The following is a 15,959-nucleotide window of genomic DNA, read 5'->3' as shown; positions in this document are numbered from 1 at the left end:
TCTCTCTAATTCTTCGCAACGGCGGGTTGGGCCGTCGTCGGTGCAATCGGTTCCCGCCAGCCAACGGCAAGCCCGTTGGCGTACCGCAGATCAACGCGGGCGATGTTGGTGATCTGCTCTTTGAGTGTCTTGTCGTAAATGGCAATGAAACGGCGCATCTTCTCCACCAGATGGTCGCGCCCCAACAGCAGCTCGATCCCCGGCCCGGCGCTGCCCGCGCCGGTGGTGAGGAACCAACTGCCTCGCTCGCGCAGCTCCAGGCGAGCGATGGAAAAGCCCAGGGGGCGCAGCATCTGGCTCAGTACCTGATACTGCTGCATGACTTGTTGCTGAGCGCGCTGCGGCCCGAACAGCTGCGGCAGGTGCTCGTAGTTGGCCAGTTCGCGCGGGGTGAAGGCCTGGCCCTGGTTATTGAGCAAGGCTTCATCGCCCCAACGCGCCACCGGCAACTGTTCTTCCAGGCGGATCACCACCTCGTCCGGCCATACCCGGCGGACTTCGGCATGGGCGATCCAGGGCATCTGCTCGAGCTCCAGGCGCATCGCCGTGAGGTCGACGCTGAAGAAGCTCGAAGCAACATACGGCGCGATTCGCTGCTGCACCGCCTGCTGGCTGATGTAGCTCAGGTCGCCCTGCACGGCGATCTTGGTGATCGGCCGGTCGGCGTACGGCATCAGGCGCACGGCGCCTTCATAGGCACCGAACCCCGCAGCGACCAACAGCACCGGCCACAGCAGGCGCTTGAGGCCGCCCAGACTGGGCCGCGGCAGGCGCGCCGATACGGGCTCGTCGGCCACCAGTCGGCTGGCACCACGCGGCACCGGCTTGCTACGGCCGGTAACGGGTTGCTGCTGACGTATCATCGCGCCGTGCATGGCTCTCAACCTCGCGTCGCTACGCTTTCGGCCAGGATCGCCAGCACCAGTTGCTGGAAGTCCAGACCGGCCGCGCGGGCCGCCATGGGCACCAGGCTATGGTCGGTCATGCCGGGTGCGGTGTTGACTTCGAGCAGCCAGAACCGGCCCTGCTCGTCCTGCATCACGTCCAGCCGCCCCCAACCTTCGATGCCGATGGCATCGCAGGCACGTGCGGTCAGGTCGATCAGCTCCTGCTCCTTGGCGCTGTCCAGGCCGCACGGAATGCGGTACTGGGTATCGTTGGCCAAGTACTTGGCGTCGTAGTCGTAGAACACGTGCGGCGTACCCAGGGCAATCGGCGGCAGCACCTGACCACGCAACACGGCCACGGTGAACTCCGGACCATGAATCCACTGCTCGACCAGCACTTGAGAGTCGTAACGGGCGGCATCGCGCCAGGCGGCAACCAGTTCTTGCTCGTTGTTCACCTTGGCCATGCCGATACTGGAACCTTCATGGGCCGGTTTGACGATCAACGGGAAGCCCAGTTCCGCACCGGCCTCGACACAATCGTGTTCGTTGCCCAGCACGGCATGGCGCGGGGTCGGAATACCCAGACTCTGCCAGACCTGCTTGGTGCGCAGTTTGTCCATCGCCAGGGCCGAGGCCAGGATGCCGCTGCCGGTGTAGGGAATGTCCAGGCACTCCAGCAGGCCCTGCATGCTGCCGTCTTCGCCACCACGGCCGTGGAGAATGATGAAGGCGCGGTCGATCTTCTCGCTCTGCAGGCGCGCCAGCAGATCATCGCCCACGTCGATGCCAACCACGTCGACACCGGCGCTGGTCAGCGCTTCGAGCACCGCCTTGCCGGACTTGAGCGACACCTCGCGCTCGGCGCTCTTGCCGCCGTAGAGTACGGCGACGCGACCGAAGGCTTTGACGTCCAGGGTCGAGTGCAATTTGTCGTAGGCGCTGCTCATTTCGACTTCTCCTGGCTGGCGACGGCGCCAGCGAACAGCGGGCTCTTGATCAGTTGCGGCGCCAGGCCACCGATGTCACCGGCGCCTTGGCACAGCAGGATGTCGCCGGCACGCAGCAATGGTTTGACCAGCGGCGCCAGGTCGACGCCACGCTCGATGTAGATCGGGTCCAATTGCCCGCGCTGACGGATGCTGTGGCACAGCTGGCGACTGTCGGCACCTGGGATCGGCTCCTCGCCGGCCGGGTAGACCTCCATCAGCAGCAATACGTTGGCATCCGCCAGGACCTGCACGAAATCGTCGTACAGGTCGCGGGTGCGGCTGTAGCGGTGCGGCTGATAGACCATCACCAGGCGTCGGCTCGGCCAGCCACCCCGCACGGCCTTGATCACCGCAGCGACTTCGGTCGGGTGATGCCCATAGTCGTCGACCAGCATCACGCTGCCGCCGTCGACCGGCAGTTCGCCGTACACCTGGAAGCGCCGACCCACGCCCTGGAAGCCCGACAGGCCCTGGACGATGGCGTCGTCGCTGATGCCTTCATCAGTGGCGATGGCGATGGTGGCCAGGGCATTGAGTACGTTGTGGTTGCCCGGCATGTTGACCGAAACCTCCAGCGGCTCGCAGTCACGGCGCAGCACGGTGAAGTGGGTCTGCATGCCTTGCTGGCGGACGTTGATGGCACGCACGTCAGCTTCTTCGCTGAAGCCATAGGTCACGGTCGGGCGCTTGACCTGCGGCAGGATCTCGCGCACCACCGGATCGTCCAGGCACATCACTGCCAGACCGTAGAACGGCAGGTTGTGCAGGAACTCAACGAAGGTTTTCTTCAACTTGTTGAAGTCGCCTTCGTAGGTGGCCATGTGGTCGGCGTCGATGTTGGTGACGACCGCGACCATCGGCTGCAGATGCAGGAAGCTGGCGTCGCTCTCATCGGCTTCGGCGATCAGGTAGCGACTGGTGCCGAGCTGGGCGTTGGTACCGGCTGCGGTCAGGCGACCACCGATGACGAAGGTCGGGTCCAGGCCGCCGGCAGCGAACACCGATGCCAGCAGGCTGGTGGTGGTGGTCTTGCCGTGGGTACCAGCCACGGCGATGCCATGACGGTAGCGCATCAGTTCGGCGAGCATCTCGGCGCGCGGCACCACTGGAATGCGGCGCTCCAGGGCGGTGGCGACTTCCGGGTTGGCCGGGTTGATGGCGCTGGACACCACCAGCACATCGGCGTTGGCGGCGTTCTCGGCACGGTGGCCGACGAAAATCTCGGCGCCGAACGACTCCAGGCGCTCGGTGACCGGGGACGCCTTGAGGTCCGAGCCGGACACCTGGTAACCCAGGTTCAGCAGCACTTCGGCGATGCCGCACATGCCCACGCCGCCGACACCGACGAAGTGGATGCGACGGATACGGCCCATCTTCGGCTGGGGCATGGCTTTCTGGCTCTCAACCATGGGCCACCTCCAGGCAGATATCGACCACGGTGCTGGTTGCGGCAGGTTTGGCCAGGCGCCGTGCGGTGCCGGCCATGGTGTTGAGTTTCTCGGGTTGCATCAGCACCTCGTTCAGGCGTTCAGCGAGCTGCGCTGCGCCAGTTGTCGCTTGTGGCATCAGGAAGGCAGCGCCTTCACGAGCCAGGTATTGGGCGTTGTGGGTCTGGTGGTCGTCGATGGCGTGGGGCAAAGGCACCAGCACCGAGGGCAGACCTGCCGCAGCCAGTTCGCTGACGGTCAGGGCACCCGCCCGGCATACCACCATGTCGGCCCAGCCATAGGCGTGGGCCATGTCCTTGATGAAGGGCTCTACCTGAGCCTCGACCCCCGCCTCGCGATAACGCTCGGCGGTGACCGGCGCATGTTGCTTGCCAGCCTGGTGGAACACCTCGGGGCGCAGGTTCGCGGGCACTTCCGACAGGGCCTTAGGCAGCAATTTGTTCAATGGTTCCGCACCCAGGCTGCCACCGAGCACCAACAGGCGTGCGCGGCGCTCGGCCAACGGGGCGCGTTGAGCCTCCAGGAACAGCTCCGGGCGCACCGGATTGCCGGTAGTACGGCGTTTGTCGCTGGCCGGAAAAGTGTCCGGGAAAGCTTCGCAGACTCGCGCCGACAGCGGCACCAGCAGCCGATTGGCGGTACCGGCACGGGCGTTCTGCTCATGGATGACCAACGGCACGCCACACAGCCGCGCGGCGACACCGCCCGGGCCGGTCACGTAGCCGCCAAAGCCCAGCACGCAGACGGGCTTGAGCTGGCGAATGATGCGGCGCGCCTGAAGCACAGCCTTGACCAAGGTGAACGGTGCCTTGAACAGCGACAGCTTGCCTTTGCCGCGCAGGCCGCTGACCTGGATCAGGTGCAAGGGCAGGCCTGCCTGGGGCACGAGTTCATTCTCGATGCCGCGCGGCGTGCCCAGCCAGTGCACGCTGTAGCCACGGGCCTGGAACTCACGGGCGCAGGCCAGGGCCGGGAAGACATGCCCACCGGTGCCACCGGCCATGATCAGAACGTTCTTGCCGTCAGCGGCCATGGTTGGTCTCCTCGGCAAAATCGCTTTCCTTGAACTCGTGCTCCTCGCTGCCCAGGTGCGTCCGGCTCTCCCATTCGATGCGCAGCAACAACCCCACGCAGGCACAGCAGATCACCAGCGAGCTGCCGCCGTAACTGAGGAACGGCAGGGTCAGGCCTTTGGTCGGCAGCAGGCCGACGTTCACGCCGATGTTGATCAAGAACTGACCAATCCACAGGAACGCCAGACCAAACGCCATGTAGGCGGCGAAGAACTGCTTGGCCTTTTCCGCCCACAGGCCGATGTACAGGGCCCGCACGGTGACGAAGACGAACAGCGCCACGGTGCACAGCGAGCCGACCACGCCCAGCTCCTCGGCCAGGACCGAGAACACGAAGTCGGTGTGCGCCTCAGGCAGGTAGAACTGCTTCTGCACGCTGTTGCCCAGGCCCACGCCAAGCCACTCGCCGCGACCGAAGGCGATCAGCGCCTGGGTCAGCTGGTAGCCGGAGCCAAATTGGTCGGCCCAGGGGTCGGTGAAGGTGATCAGGCGCGCCATCCGGTAAGGCTGGGCCTGGACCAGGATGAACACTGCCACCACCGCCAGCACCACCATCAGGCTGAAGCGGAACAATCCCACCCCGCCGAGGAAGAGCATGGCCGCGGCCGCGCCCATCATCACTACGGTGGCGCCGAAGTCCGGCTCCATCAGCAGCAGGCCGGCCATCGGCAGCAGCACGATGAACGGTTTGAAAAAGCCCATCCAGCTCTCGCGCACTTCTTGCTGGCGACGCACCAGGTAACCGGCCAGGTAGATGACCACGAAGACCTTGGCGATCTCCGAGGGCTGGACGTTGAAGAAGCTGAAGCCGATCCAGCGCATGGAGCCGTTCACTTCACGACCAATGCCCGGCACCAACACCAGGAACAGCAGGCCGAAGGCACCGACCAGCATCATGAAGCCCATGCGCTGCCAAGTGGCGATCGGCACCATCATGGTCGCGCCACAGGCGACCAGGCCCAAGGCCACATACACCAGGTGACGGAACATGTGATACAGCGGGTTGCCCGACTGCACCGCAGCCACTTCCGAGGAGGCCGAGGTGATCATCACCAGGCCCAGGCCCAGCAATGCCAGGCAACCGGCGAGGAAGGCGAAGTCCAGGTCGATGCCGCGACCACTGATCAGCGGCGATGGGTAAGGCTTGAGGATGCCGAAAATCATGCCAGCCCCTCCGCCGCCCGGGCGAACAGACGTCCGCGTTCTTCGAAGTTCTTGAACATGTCGAGGCTGGCGCAGGCTGGCGACAGCAACACGGCATCGCCAGGTTCGGCCAGCAGGGCGCATTGCTGCACGGCTTCATCCAGCGTCTTGACTCGAACCTGGTGCACACCCTCGCCCAGCGACTCGGCCAGACGCTCGGCATCACGCCCCAGCAGGACGACGGCGCGGCAGAAACGCGCCACCGGCTCACGCAGCGCGGAGAAGTCCGCACCCTTGCCGTCGCCCCCGGCGATCAGCACCAGCTTGCCGTCGATGTCCGCGCCCAGACCTTCGATGGCAGCCAGGGCGGCGCCGACGTTGGTGGCCTTGGAGTCGTCGTACCAGTTGACGCCGTTGCGCTCACGCACCCATTGGCAGCGGTGGGCGAGCCCGGCAAATTCGCGCAGCGCTTCGAGCATCGGTGCGAACGGCAGGCCAACGGCATGGCCCAGGGCCAAGGCGGCCAGGGCGTTGCTCTGGTTGTGAGCGCCGCGGATCTTCAGTTCGCGTACCGGCATCAGGGTCTGGAATTCGAAGGCCAGGTACTTCTCGCCGTCGACTTCACGCAGGCCAAAGGCCTTGAAATCCGGCACGTTGAGGCCAAAGGTCCAGCAGGGGCGCCCTTCGACGGGCAACGGCCGGCTCAGGGCATCCTGGCGGTTGACCACGACTTGGCGAGCGCCACGGAAGATCCGGTGCTTGGCCAGGTGATAGGCCGGCAGACCGCTATAGCGGTCCATGTGGTCTTCGCTGATGTTCAGCACAGTGGCCACTTCGGCGTTGAGTTGGTCGGTGGTCTCCAGCTGGAAGCTGGAAAGCTCCAGGACATACAGCTCCACCGCGTCATCCAGCAGGTCCAGCGCCGGCGTACCCAGGTTGCCGCCGACTGCCACACGTTTGCCAGCCTTGGCGGCCATCTCCCCAACCAGGGTGGTGACGGTGCTCTTGGCGTTGGAACCGCTGATCGCCACGATCGGCGCTTTGGCATATCGCGCGAACAGTTCGATGTCGCCGGACAGCATCACGCCACGGGACGCGGCCTGTTGCAGCGCCGGCGTGGCGAGGGCCAGCCCAGGGCTGACATAGAGCTCGTTGGCGCGGCACAGGAAGTCCACGTCCAACTCGCCACAGCGCACTTCCACCTGCGGGTATTCACGGCGCAGGGTTTCCAGTTCCGGCGGCTGCTCGCGGGTATCGGCGACCGCAAAGGCAATGCCCCGGCTCGCCAGGAAGCGAACCAGGGACATGCCGCTCTTGCCGAGGCCGACAACGATGCGGAATTGGTCGGAAGCGATCAGTGACACGCTCATCTACCTCAGTTTCAGGGTGGCAAGGCCGATCAGCACCAGAATCACGGTGATGATCCAGAATCGGACGATCACCCGCGGCTCGGGCCAACCCTTGAGTTCAAAGTGGTGGTGAATCGGCGCCATGCGGAACACCCGCTTGCCGGTCAACTTGAAGGAGGCCACCTGGATCACCACCGACAGGGTCTCCATGACGAACACACCGCCCATGATGAACAGGACGATTTCCTGGCGAACGATGACCGCGATGGTGCCAAGCGCCGCGCCCAGCGCCAGCGCACCGACGTCACCCATGAAGACCTGGGCCGGGTAGGTGTTGAACCACAGGAAGCCCAGGCCTGCGCCGATCAGCGCGCCACAGAACACGATCAGCTCACCGGCGCCCGGCACATACGGGATCAGCAGGTATTCGGCGAACTTCACGTTGCCCGACAGGTAGCAGAAGATGCCCAGGGCACCGCCGACCATCACGGTTGGCATGATCGCCAGGCCATCGAGGCCGTCGGTCAGGTTGACCGCGTTGCTCGAGCCGACGATGACGAAATAGGTCAGTACGATGAAGAACGCGCCCAGGGGAATGGTGAGGTCCTTGAGCATCGGTACGATCAGCGTGGTCTCGACGCTGGTCGGTGCGGTCATGTACAGGAACACTGCGGCGCCCAGGCCGAACACCGATTGCCAGAAGTACTTCCAGCGGCTCGGCAGGCCACGGGAGTTCTTCTCGATCACCTTGCGGTAGTCGTCCACCCAGCCAATGGCACCGAACAGCAGGGTCACGATCAGCACGACCCAGACGTAGCGGTTGGTCAGGTCGGCCCACAGCAGGGTGCTGATGCCGATGGCGGACAGGATCAAGGCGCCGCCCATGGTGGGGGTGCCGGACTTGGACAGGTGCGATTGCGGGCCGTCGTTACGGACAGCCTGACCGATCTGGCGGATCTGCAGGGTGCGGATCATCCACGGCCCGAGCCACAGCGCCAGGGACAGCGCGGTCAATACACCCAGGATCCCGCGCAGGGACAGGTACTGGAAGACCGCGAAGCCCTTGTAGAACTGTTGCAGATACTCGGCCAACAGCAGCAGCATTAATGTTTCTCCCCGCTGGGACCGCACAAGGCCGCCACGACGTTTTCCATCGCAGCGCTGCGCGAGCCCTTGATCAAGATAGTGGTGTCGCTGGCAGTCTCGGCGCGAACGGCATCGATCAGCTCAGCTTGGGTAGCGAAATGGCGGCCATTGGCGCCGTACGCCGCGACCGCGTGGGCCATGTTGGTACCCACCGCGTACAGGGCGTCGACCTTGCCACGGGCATAGTCCCCCACCTGACGGTGGCCTTCTTCTGCCCATTGCCCCAGTTCGCCGATATCCCCGAGCACCAGGACGGTGCGTCCGGAAAAGCCGGCGAGTATATCAATGGCAGCGCACATCGAGGTGGGATTTGCGTTGTAGCTGTCGTCGATGACCCGCACGCCATTAGGGGCGATCTGGGCGACGGTCCGGCCCTTGACCGGTTGAACCGCGCCCAGCCCGGCGGCAATACCTTCCAAGCTCACACCCAGGGCATGGGCGGCCGCGGCTGCGGCCAATGCATTGCTGACGTTGTGAGTGCCCAGCAGGTTCAGTTGCACCTGCACCGAGCCTTGCGGCCCATGCAAGGTAAACGATGGGCAGCCACGGGCGTCGCGCCCAATGTCGCTGGCATGGAAATCGGCCTGTGGGTTATCCAGCGCGAAGCTGAGGACGCGGTGCTGGCCCGCGCGCTTGCGCCAGATCTCGAAGGCTTTGTCAGCCAGATTGAGGATGGCCGTACCGCCCTCGCCCAGACCTTCGAGGATCTCGCCCTTGGCCTCGACGATTTTCTCGGGGCCGCCGAACTCGCCGACATGGGCGGTACCGGCATTGTTGATGATGACCACCTGAGGTTGGGTCAGGCCAACGGTGTAGCGGATCTCGCCGATGCGCGAGGCGCCCAGCTCGATCACCGCGGCACTGTGCTCCGGGGAGATTTCCAGCAAGGTCAGGGGCGCGCCGAGGTCGTTGTTCAGGTTGCCACGGGTGGCCAGTACCAGCCCGCGGGTGCGAAGAATGCCGGCAAGCAACTCCTTGACCGTGGTCTTGCCGCTGGAGCCGGTGATGGCCGCGACGGGCTTGTCGAACGCGGCGCGGTTCAGGGCACCGAGCTGGCCCAGGGCCAGACGACTGTCGGCGACAACCAATTGTGGCAGGTCGACACCTTCCACTTCGCGCTCCACCAGGGCCGCCACGGCGCCCTTGGCTTTCACGTCGGCCAGGTAATCGTGACCATCGAAACGCGGCCCGGCCAGGGCGACGAACAACTGCCCGGCGCCCACGGTGCGACTGTCGATGCTGACACCGCTGAAGCTTGCGTCGACGCCGACCTGACGCCCCGCAAGCGGCGCGGTCAGCTGGCTGAGTGTCATGGGCTTAAGCATGCGGAGCCTCCCAGGCTGCAAGTGCCTTCTCGGCTTCGACCAGGTCGGAGAAGTCATGGCGTTCGCCATGGATCTCCTGGTAGTCCTCATGCCCCTTGCCGGCCAGGACGATGACGTCGTCGGCAGCAGCGGTGGCAATCAGGTGGGCGATGGCCTCGCCCCGGCCGGCGACGAATTCGACGTCAGCGGGCTTGGCGAAACCAGGGCGAATGTCATCGAAGATCCGCTGTGGGTCTTCGGTGCGAGGGTTGTCATCGGTGACCAGCACGCGATCGGCCAGGCGCTCGGCCACTTCGGCCATCAAAGGGCGCTTGCCGCGATCACGATCGCCACCGCAACCAAACAGGCACAACAGGTGGCCATGGGCATGCGGGCGCAGGGCTTCGAGCACTTTTTCCAGGGCATCGGGGGTGTGGGCGTAATCGACCACCACCAACGGCTTGTCGCCACCACCCAGACGCTGCATGCGGCCGATGGGGCCTTGCAGTTGCGGGGTGACCTTGAGGATCTCGTCCAGCGGATAGTCCAGCGCCAGCAGCGTGGCCACGGCGGCGAGCATGTTGCTCAGGTTGAAGCGGCCCAGCAGACGGCTGCGCAGCGCGTGCTCACCCTGCGGGGTCACCAGCACCGCGCGCACGCCGTCGTCATCGAAGCGGGCTTGCTTGCAGAACAGCGTGGCGGTCGAATCCAGCAGGCTGTAGCTGATCAGACGCGACTCGCCATGGCTCTGGGCCAGGCGACGACCGAATTCATCGTCCAGGTTGACCACGCGGCAACGCAGGTTCGGCCAGGCGAACAGCTTGGCCTTGGCGGCCTCGTAGGCCTCCATGCTGCCGTGGTAGTCCAGGTGATCGCGGGACAGGTTGGTCATCACCGCGATATCGAATGCCAGCGCCGCGACACGGCCCTGCTCCAGGGCATGGGACGACACTTCCATCGCCACGGCCTTGGCGCCGCCATGCTTGAGGTCATTCAGGGTCGCCTGCACGGCGATCGGGTCCGGTGTAGTCAGGCGCCCGCTGCGCAGCTCGCCATAGAAGCCGGTGCCCAGGGTACCGATCAGACCGCAACGCTGGCCCAGGGCATCGAGGGCCTGAGCCACCAGTTGGGTGACACTGGTCTTCCCGTTGGTGCCGGTGACACCAACCAGGTCCAGTTGACGGCTCGGCTCGCCATAGAAGCGCCCGGCGATCTCAGACAGCTGGCCAATCAGGCCACGCACAGGGATCAGCGGCACCTCGGTGATCGGCAGAACGCTCGCGCCCTGTTCTTCATAGGCCACTGCGGCAGCGCCACGGGCCAGGGCATCGGCGATGTGCGCACGGCCATCGACCTTCGCCCCAGGCACAGCCAGGAACAGATCGCCCGGCCGCACCTGGCGGCTGTCGAGGGTCAGCTCGCGGATCAGCGGATCGCGGCTGGCATGGGCGAAAAGCTTGCTCAATGGCATTGTCATCAACCACGCCCTCCATTGGCGGGTACTGCGCTGGCCTGCTGGGTCGCGGGTTGCGGCAGGTTGTCCGGCGGTACGTTCATCAGGCGCAGGGTGCCCGACATCACCTTGCTGAATACGGGAGCCGATACCAGGCCGCCGAAGTAGCCGCCCTTGCTCGGCTCATCGATGACCACGACGATGGCATAGCGCGGATCGCTCATCGGACCAAAACCGGCGAACAGCGAGCGATAGGCGTTTTCGGTGTAGCCCTTGGAGCCGACGGTGGCCTTACGCGCGGTCCCGGACTTGCCACCCACGTGATAGAACGGCACCTGGGCACGGAACACGCCACGCGGGGCTTCGATGACCTGCTGCAACATGGCCTGTACGGTTTCGGCGGTGTCGGCCGGAATCGCCTGCACGGCCTCCGGCGCTTTGTCGACCTTGAGAATCGACAGCGGCACCATCTTGCCGTCGTTGGCAATCGCCGCGTAGGCGTGCACCAGTTGCAGCGCCGTCACCGAAACGCCGTAGCCGTAGGACAGCGTAGCGGTCTCGGCCTTGCGCCATTCACGGTGGTTGGGCAGGTTGCCAACACGCTCGCCCGGGAAGCCCAGGCCTGTGTACTGGCCCAGACCGACCTGGGACATGACCCGGTAGATCGCCTCGCCACCAATGTCGAAGGCGATCTTGCTCATGCCGACGTTACTGGAGTTGATCAGGATGCCGGTCAGGTCGAGGATCGGGCCTTCGCTCCTGGACACGTCCTTGATGGTGTAGCGACCGATCTGCAGACTGCCCGGGTAGACCTCGACCTTGTCGGTGGGTTTCCAGCGACCACTCTGCAAGGCCGCGCTCATGGAGATCGGCTTGACCGTGGAGCCTGGCTCGAACACGTCGATGATCGCCCGGTTGCGCATGGCTGCGGGGAACATGCTACGGCGGTTGTTCGGGTTGTAGGTCGGCTGGTTGACCATCGCCAGAACCTCACCGGTCTTGACGTCCATGATCACCAGGCTACCTGCCTTGGCTTCCTGCTCGGCGATGGCATTGCGCAGTTCGCGGGTGGCCAGGTATTGCAGACGCAAGTCGATGGACAACGCCAAGGTCTTTCCGGCCTTGGCGTTCTTGGTAACCTGGATGTCCTTGATCAGCCGACCGCGTCGGTCCTTGATCACCTGGCGCTTGCCAGGCACGCCGGCGAGCCATTCGTCATAGGCCAGCTCGACCCCTTCGCGACCGTGGTCGTCCAGGTCGGTGAAGCCCACCATATGCGCAGTGACATCGCCCGCCGGATAGAAGCGGCGGAATTCTTCCATGCCGTAGACACCCGGCACCTTGAGATCGAGCACCTGCTGGCCCTGCTCCGGTGTCAGACCCCGAACCAGATAGATGAATTCTTTATTGGCTTGCTGGGTCAGGCGCTCGGTCAGCTGCTGAGCGTTCTGCCCGAGCGCGGCAGCCAGCTGTGGCCAGCGATCACGGGCGACCTGCATTTCCTTGGGGTTGGCCCACAGGGTAGTGACCGGCGTACTGACAGCCAGCGGCTCGCCGTTACGATCGGTGATCAGGCCACGGTGCGCGGGAATAGGAATATGACGCAGGCTGCGAGCATCGCCCTGCCCTTTGAGGAAATCACGGTCGACCACCTGCAGATCGATGATGCGCCAGGCGATGGCACCGACCATCAGCGCCAGCAATGCGATCACCACCCGGAAGCGCCAGGGGTAGAGTGCGCCTTCGAGCTTCATCATGGCGCCACCATCCGCACTTCGTCAGCGGCCGGCACGCGCATTTTCAGCTGTTCGCTGGCCAGGTTCTCGATACGGCTGTGGGCGGTCCAGGTGCTTTGCTCGAGAATCAGCCGCCCCCATTCAGCCTGAGCCTTGTCGCGCTCGTTCAGCTCGCCGTAGAGGGTGTTGAGCAACTGACGGTTCCAATGGGCGCTGTAGGACACGGCGATCGCCGACACCAGCACACCGACAAACAGCAGAAGCATCAGGAAGCTTCCGCCTGGCAAAGGTTTGGCGAACAGCCGGCTCACCGCAGTTTCTCCGCCACCCGCATCACGGCACTGCGCGCGCGCGGGTTGGCCTGAAGCTCTGCATCGGAGGCGAATTGCGCCTTGCCGATCAGGCGGATCTTGGGTTCGAAGACCTTGTGCTGCACCGGCAGGTTGCGCGGCAGGTTGTCCGCCTCACCCTTGGCCAACTTGCGCATGAACAGCTTGACGATGCGGTCCTCGAGCGAGTGGAAGCTGATCACCGCCAGGCGGCCACCGACTTCCAGCGCTTCGATTGCGGCTTCAAGGCCGGTCTCGAGATCGCCCAGTTCGTTGTTTACATGAATACGCAGCCCCTGGAAGGCGCGGGTAGCGGGGTTCTTGCCCTTCTCCCAGGCGGGGTTGGCGACCTTGAGCACTTCGGCAAGATCACCTGTGCGGGTGAACGGCTGCTGTTCGCGGCGCTGCACCACGGCCCGCGCCATGCGCTTGGCGAAGCGCTCCTCGCCGTACTCCTTGAAGACACGGGCGATTTCTTCTTCGGGGGCGGTGGCGATGAACTCGGCGGCGCTGATGCCCTGGTCGGGGTTCATGCGCATATCCAGCGGGCCATCATTGAGGAAACTGAAACCACGCTCGGGGTCATCCAACTGCGGCGAGGAGACGCCCAGGTCGAGCAGAATGCCGCTGACCTTGCCATCGAGGCCGCGCTGCGCGACTTCATCGCCCATCTCGGCAAAGCTGCGCTGCACAATGACAAAGCGGCCGTCTTCGGCCGCCAGCGCTTGCCCCGTCGCAATCGCTTGTGGATCTTTGTCGAACCCCAGCAGCCGCCCTTGCGGCCCGAGCTTGCTGAGGATCAGGCGGCTGTGCCCACCCCGCCCAAAGGTGCCATCCAGATAGCAACCGTCGGCGCGCAGGGCCAATGCCTCGACAGCCTCGTCGAGCAGCACGGTGATGTGGTTGAAGCCGCTATCTATCGTCACAGGATCAGGTCACGCAAGTCATCGGGCATGGCGCCCGGTTGTTGAATAGCTGCAAGGTCGGCTGCCGAAACCGCGTTCCAGGCATCCTCATCCCACAGCTGGAATTTGTTCAGTTGCCCCACCAGCATCGCCTTCTTGTCGAGCTTGGCGTATTCGCGCAAACGGGGCGGTACCAGAAAACGACCACTGCCATCGAGCTCCAGGTCCACCGCATTACCGATCAGCAAACGCTGCAGGCGGCGGTTTTCCTCACGCAACGACGGCAAGGCACGCAATTTGGCTTCGATCTGTTCCCACTCATCGAGGGGATAAACACACAAGCAGGGGTCTACAGCGTCGATGGTCACGATCAACTGACCATTGCAACGCGAATCGAGCTCGTCACGGTACCGACTCGGCATGGCGAGTCGGCCCTTTGCATCGAGGCTGACGGCGTTGGCTCCGCGGAACACGGCTGCGATTCCCCACTGATGTTAGCTTTATTTGGTCAGAAAACCCACTTCATCCCACTTTCTGCCACTTGCGCACACTATAGGAATCCGTCCGCCACACCGTCAAGGCACGTTCATAAGGAAATCCCTTACAGGACGGCGATTTAGCGCAACAAAGGAAGGAGGAACGACTACCAGCGAAGAAATTTGGCGAGAAAAATCAAAGACACGCGGACACATGCGGCGCGAACTTAAAGTGATTTATTAAGAGTAAGAATTTTTCGGTATTACCAGGACATATCTGCTATCGATTCAAGCAGGGAAGGAAGAGGTGGAGAGTCGATCTGTAAGCCGGGTTCTGTCGAGGACAGTCATTCCTCTACGACGGCCATCACTGGACGCCTTTAGCAACCTACCCGGTTCCGACGCGGGCCACGCCGTAAGGAACCCTATTTGGTCTTGCTCCGAGTGGGGTTTACCTAGCCACGAACTGTTGCCAGTCGTGCGGTGCGCTCTTACCGCACCTTTTCACCCTTACCGGCACCGAAGTGCTTAGGCGGTTGTTTTCTGTGGCACTTTCCGTAGGCTCGCGCCCCCAGGCGTTACCTGGCACTCTGCCCTATGGAGCCCGGACTTTCCTCCCCCCTCTTTTGCGAAACAAAAGAAGGCAGCGACTGTCCGATCGACTCTCCGCCGACAAGGTTAACGGCAGGCGCGCTCAAGAACAAGTGACGCCACTAAAGAATATCAATTTGCCACTACTGAGATTTCTGTTTTTCCAGTGCAATTTGATAGAGCAAGTTCTTACGCACACCAGTGATTTCCGCCGCCAGTGCCGCCGCGCGTTTGAGTGGCAACTCCGCCAGCAACAGATCCAGCACCCGCTGCGCCTCTCCGCTAATGGCCTGTTCGTCCTCAGGCGCGCTCCAGCCGCCGACCAACACCACGCATTCACCCCGCTGCTGGTTGCTGTCGCCTGCAACAAAGGCGCGCAACTCACCCAGCGGCAAACCCTTGAGGGTCTCGAAAGTCTTGGTCAGTTCACGCCCCAGCACGGCGGGGCGGTCCGCACCGAACACCGCTTCCATGTCCTCCAGGCATTCGAGGATACGGTGTGGTGCTTCATAGAAGATCAGGGTACGCGGCTCTTCCTTGACCTGCTCGAGCCGAGCGCGGCGACCGGCCGTCTTGGCCGGCAGGAAGCCTTCGAAGATGAACCGGTCCGACGGCAGCCCCGCCGCCGACAAGGCGGCGATCAATGCGCAGGCGCCCGGCACCGGCACCACTTGCACCCCAGCGGCGCGCGCCTGGCGCACCAGGTGGTAGCCCGGATCGGAGATCAAGGGCGTACCGGCGTCCGACACCAACGCCACGTCGTCCCCGGCCAGAAGACGGGTGATGAATCGCCCGCCTTCATCCCGTTCGTTGTGCTCGTGGCAAGCCGCCAAGGGGGTGTCGATACCGAAGTGCTGGAGCAGGCGCACCGAGTGACGGGTATCTTCGGCAGCGATCAGCGCCACATTCGCCAGGACCTTGAGGGCCCGGGCGCTCATGTCGTCCAGATTGCCGATCGGCGTGGCGACGACATAAAGCGTCCCCATCGTGGATTTCGAAGCCCCTGCAACATCAGTCACTGCGCACACCTGTCTTGTGGATCAAAGGCGCCATTGTAGCCCGAGCACCCGTAACAGCGCGCAAAGAACTTCAAGGGGCTGCTCCTGCAGACGACCTATAGTGAAGGA

Annotated in this window: 14 protein-coding genes and 1 other RNA gene; all 15 read right to left on the bottom strand. The window is 63.9% G+C overall.

What is annotated here, in order from left to right; translation table 11 throughout:
• Positions 1–5: 5 nt before the first annotated feature.
• On the bottom strand, positions 6–875 hold the full coding sequence (locus tag ACNFCH_RS00655) for a cell division protein FtsQ/DivIB (protein ID WP_070092348.1): 870 nt from the start codon (positions 873–875) through the stop codon (positions 6–8).
• Between the two features lie 5 nt (positions 876–880).
• Positions 881–1,837, bottom strand: a complete 957-nt coding sequence (locus tag ACNFCH_RS00650) for a D-alanine--D-alanine ligase (RefSeq protein ID WP_337158575.1) — start codon at positions 1,835–1,837, stop codon at positions 881–883.
• Positions 1,834–3,288 (bottom strand): UDP-N-acetylmuramate--L-alanine ligase, encoded by a 1,455-nt coding sequence (murC, locus tag ACNFCH_RS00645; RefSeq protein ID WP_070092346.1) that lies wholly within the window; start codon positions 3,286–3,288, stop codon positions 1,834–1,836. Before murC ends, ACNFCH_RS00650 begins: the two co-directional genes overlap by 4 nt.
• Complete coding sequence (gene murG, locus ACNFCH_RS00640; RefSeq protein WP_337158574.1) at positions 3,281–4,360, bottom strand: undecaprenyldiphospho-muramoylpentapeptide beta-N-acetylglucosaminyltransferase; 1,080 nt, start codon at positions 4,358–4,360, stop codon at positions 3,281–3,283. Before murG ends, murC begins: the two co-directional genes overlap by 8 nt.
• Entirely contained in the window at positions 4,350–5,564 is a 1,215-nt protein-coding gene (gene ftsW / locus ACNFCH_RS00635) for a putative lipid II flippase FtsW (protein WP_416742086.1), read from the bottom strand. Before ftsW ends, murG begins: the two co-directional genes overlap by 11 nt.
• Complete coding sequence (murD, locus tag ACNFCH_RS00630; protein WP_416742085.1) at positions 5,561–6,907, bottom strand: UDP-N-acetylmuramoyl-L-alanine--D-glutamate ligase; 1,347 nt, start codon at positions 6,905–6,907, stop codon at positions 5,561–5,563. Before murD ends, ftsW begins: the two co-directional genes overlap by 4 nt.
• A 6-nt stretch (positions 6,908–6,913) precedes the next feature.
• Positions 6,914–7,996, bottom strand: coding sequence for a phospho-N-acetylmuramoyl-pentapeptide-transferase (mraY, locus tag ACNFCH_RS00625; RefSeq protein WP_337158572.1), 1,083 nt, complete (start codon positions 7,994–7,996; stop codon positions 6,914–6,916).
• Positions 7,996–9,363 carry a UDP-N-acetylmuramoyl-tripeptide--D-alanyl-D-alanine ligase gene (locus tag ACNFCH_RS00620; protein WP_337158571.1) on the bottom strand — a complete coding sequence of 456 codons (1,368 nt, stop codon included), beginning with the start codon at positions 9,361–9,363 and terminating at the stop codon, positions 7,996–7,998. The genes mraY and ACNFCH_RS00620 overlap by 1 nt, the downstream gene beginning before the upstream one ends.
• Positions 9,356–10,819, bottom strand: a complete 1,464-nt coding sequence (locus ACNFCH_RS00615; protein ID WP_337158570.1) for a UDP-N-acetylmuramoyl-L-alanyl-D-glutamate--2,6-diaminopimelate ligase — start codon at positions 10,817–10,819, stop codon at positions 9,356–9,358. Before ACNFCH_RS00615 ends, ACNFCH_RS00620 begins: the two co-directional genes overlap by 8 nt.
• Positions 10,819–12,549: a peptidoglycan D,D-transpeptidase FtsI family protein gene (locus ACNFCH_RS00610; protein WP_196163157.1), complete on the bottom strand. Its 1,731-nt coding sequence runs from the start codon at positions 12,547–12,549 to the stop codon at positions 10,819–10,821. The genes ACNFCH_RS00615 and ACNFCH_RS00610 overlap by 1 nt, the downstream gene beginning before the upstream one ends.
• Positions 12,549–12,842: a cell division protein FtsL gene (ftsL, locus tag ACNFCH_RS00605; protein WP_070092339.1), complete on the bottom strand. Its 294-nt coding sequence runs from the start codon at positions 12,840–12,842 to the stop codon at positions 12,549–12,551. Before ftsL ends, ACNFCH_RS00610 begins: the two co-directional genes overlap by 1 nt.
• Positions 12,839–13,786 carry a 16S rRNA (cytosine(1402)-N(4))-methyltransferase RsmH gene (gene rsmH / locus ACNFCH_RS00600; RefSeq protein ID WP_416742084.1) on the bottom strand — a complete coding sequence of 316 codons (948 nt, stop codon included), beginning with the start codon at positions 13,784–13,786 and terminating at the stop codon, positions 12,839–12,841. Before rsmH ends, ftsL begins: the two co-directional genes overlap by 4 nt.
• On the bottom strand, positions 13,783–14,238 hold the full coding sequence (gene mraZ / locus ACNFCH_RS00595; protein WP_011535546.1) for a division/cell wall cluster transcriptional repressor MraZ: 456 nt from the start codon (positions 14,236–14,238) through the stop codon (positions 13,783–13,785). The genes rsmH and mraZ overlap by 4 nt, the downstream gene beginning before the upstream one ends.
• Before the next feature lie 310 nt (positions 14,239–14,548).
• An RNA gene (rnpB, locus tag ACNFCH_RS00590) (RNase P RNA component class A) lies at positions 14,549–14,907 on the bottom strand.
• 68 nt (positions 14,908–14,975) lie between these two features.
• The gene (rsmI, locus tag ACNFCH_RS00585) at positions 14,976–15,818 is read right to left on the bottom strand and encodes a 16S rRNA (cytidine(1402)-2'-O)-methyltransferase (RefSeq protein ID WP_416742151.1); all 843 of its coding nucleotides are present in this window, start codon (positions 15,816–15,818) and stop codon (positions 14,976–14,978) included.
• Between the last annotated feature and the right edge of the window lie 141 nt (positions 15,819–15,959).

Origin of the sequence: Pseudomonas sp. NY15354, assembly GCF_048068075.1 — a bacterium.
GTDB classification, from domain to species: domain Bacteria; phylum Pseudomonadota; class Gammaproteobacteria; order Pseudomonadales; family Pseudomonadaceae; genus Aquipseudomonas; species Aquipseudomonas guariconensis_C.
This window is presented reverse-complemented; position numbering and strand designations above follow the sequence as displayed.

Coding starts and splice junctions, on each gene's coding strand:
- ACNFCH_RS00655 (WP_070092348.1), bottom strand. CDS start 875: ATGCACGGCGCGATGATACGTCAGCAGCAACCCGTTACCGGCCGTAGC.
- ACNFCH_RS00650 (WP_337158575.1), bottom strand. CDS start 1,837: ATGAGCAGCGCCTACGACAAATTGCACTCGACCCTGGACGTCAAAGCC.
- murC (WP_070092346.1), bottom strand. CDS start 3,288: ATGGTTGAGAGCCAGAAAGCCATGCCCCAGCCGAAGATGGGCCGTATC.
- murG (WP_337158574.1), bottom strand. CDS start 4,360: ATGGCCGCTGACGGCAAGAACGTTCTGATCATGGCCGGTGGCACCGGT.
- ftsW (WP_416742086.1), bottom strand. CDS start 5,564: ATGATTTTCGGCATCCTCAAGCCTTACCCATCGCCGCTGATCAGTGGT.
- mraY (WP_337158572.1), bottom strand. CDS start 7,996: ATGCTGCTGCTGTTGGCCGAGTATCTGCAACAGTTCTACAAGGGCTTC.
- ACNFCH_RS00620 (WP_337158571.1), bottom strand. CDS start 9,363: ATGCTTAAGCCCATGACACTCAGCCAGCTGACCGCGCCGCTTGCGGGG.
- ACNFCH_RS00615 (WP_337158570.1), bottom strand. CDS start 10,819: ATGACAATGCCATTGAGCAAGCTTTTCGCCCATGCCAGCCGCGATCCG.
- ACNFCH_RS00610 (WP_196163157.1), bottom strand. CDS start 12,549: ATGAAGCTCGAAGGCGCACTCTACCCCTGGCGCTTCCGGGTGGTGATC.
- rsmI (WP_416742151.1), bottom strand. CDS start 15,818: ATGGGGACGCTTTATGTCGTCGCCACGCCGATCGGCAATCTGGACGAC.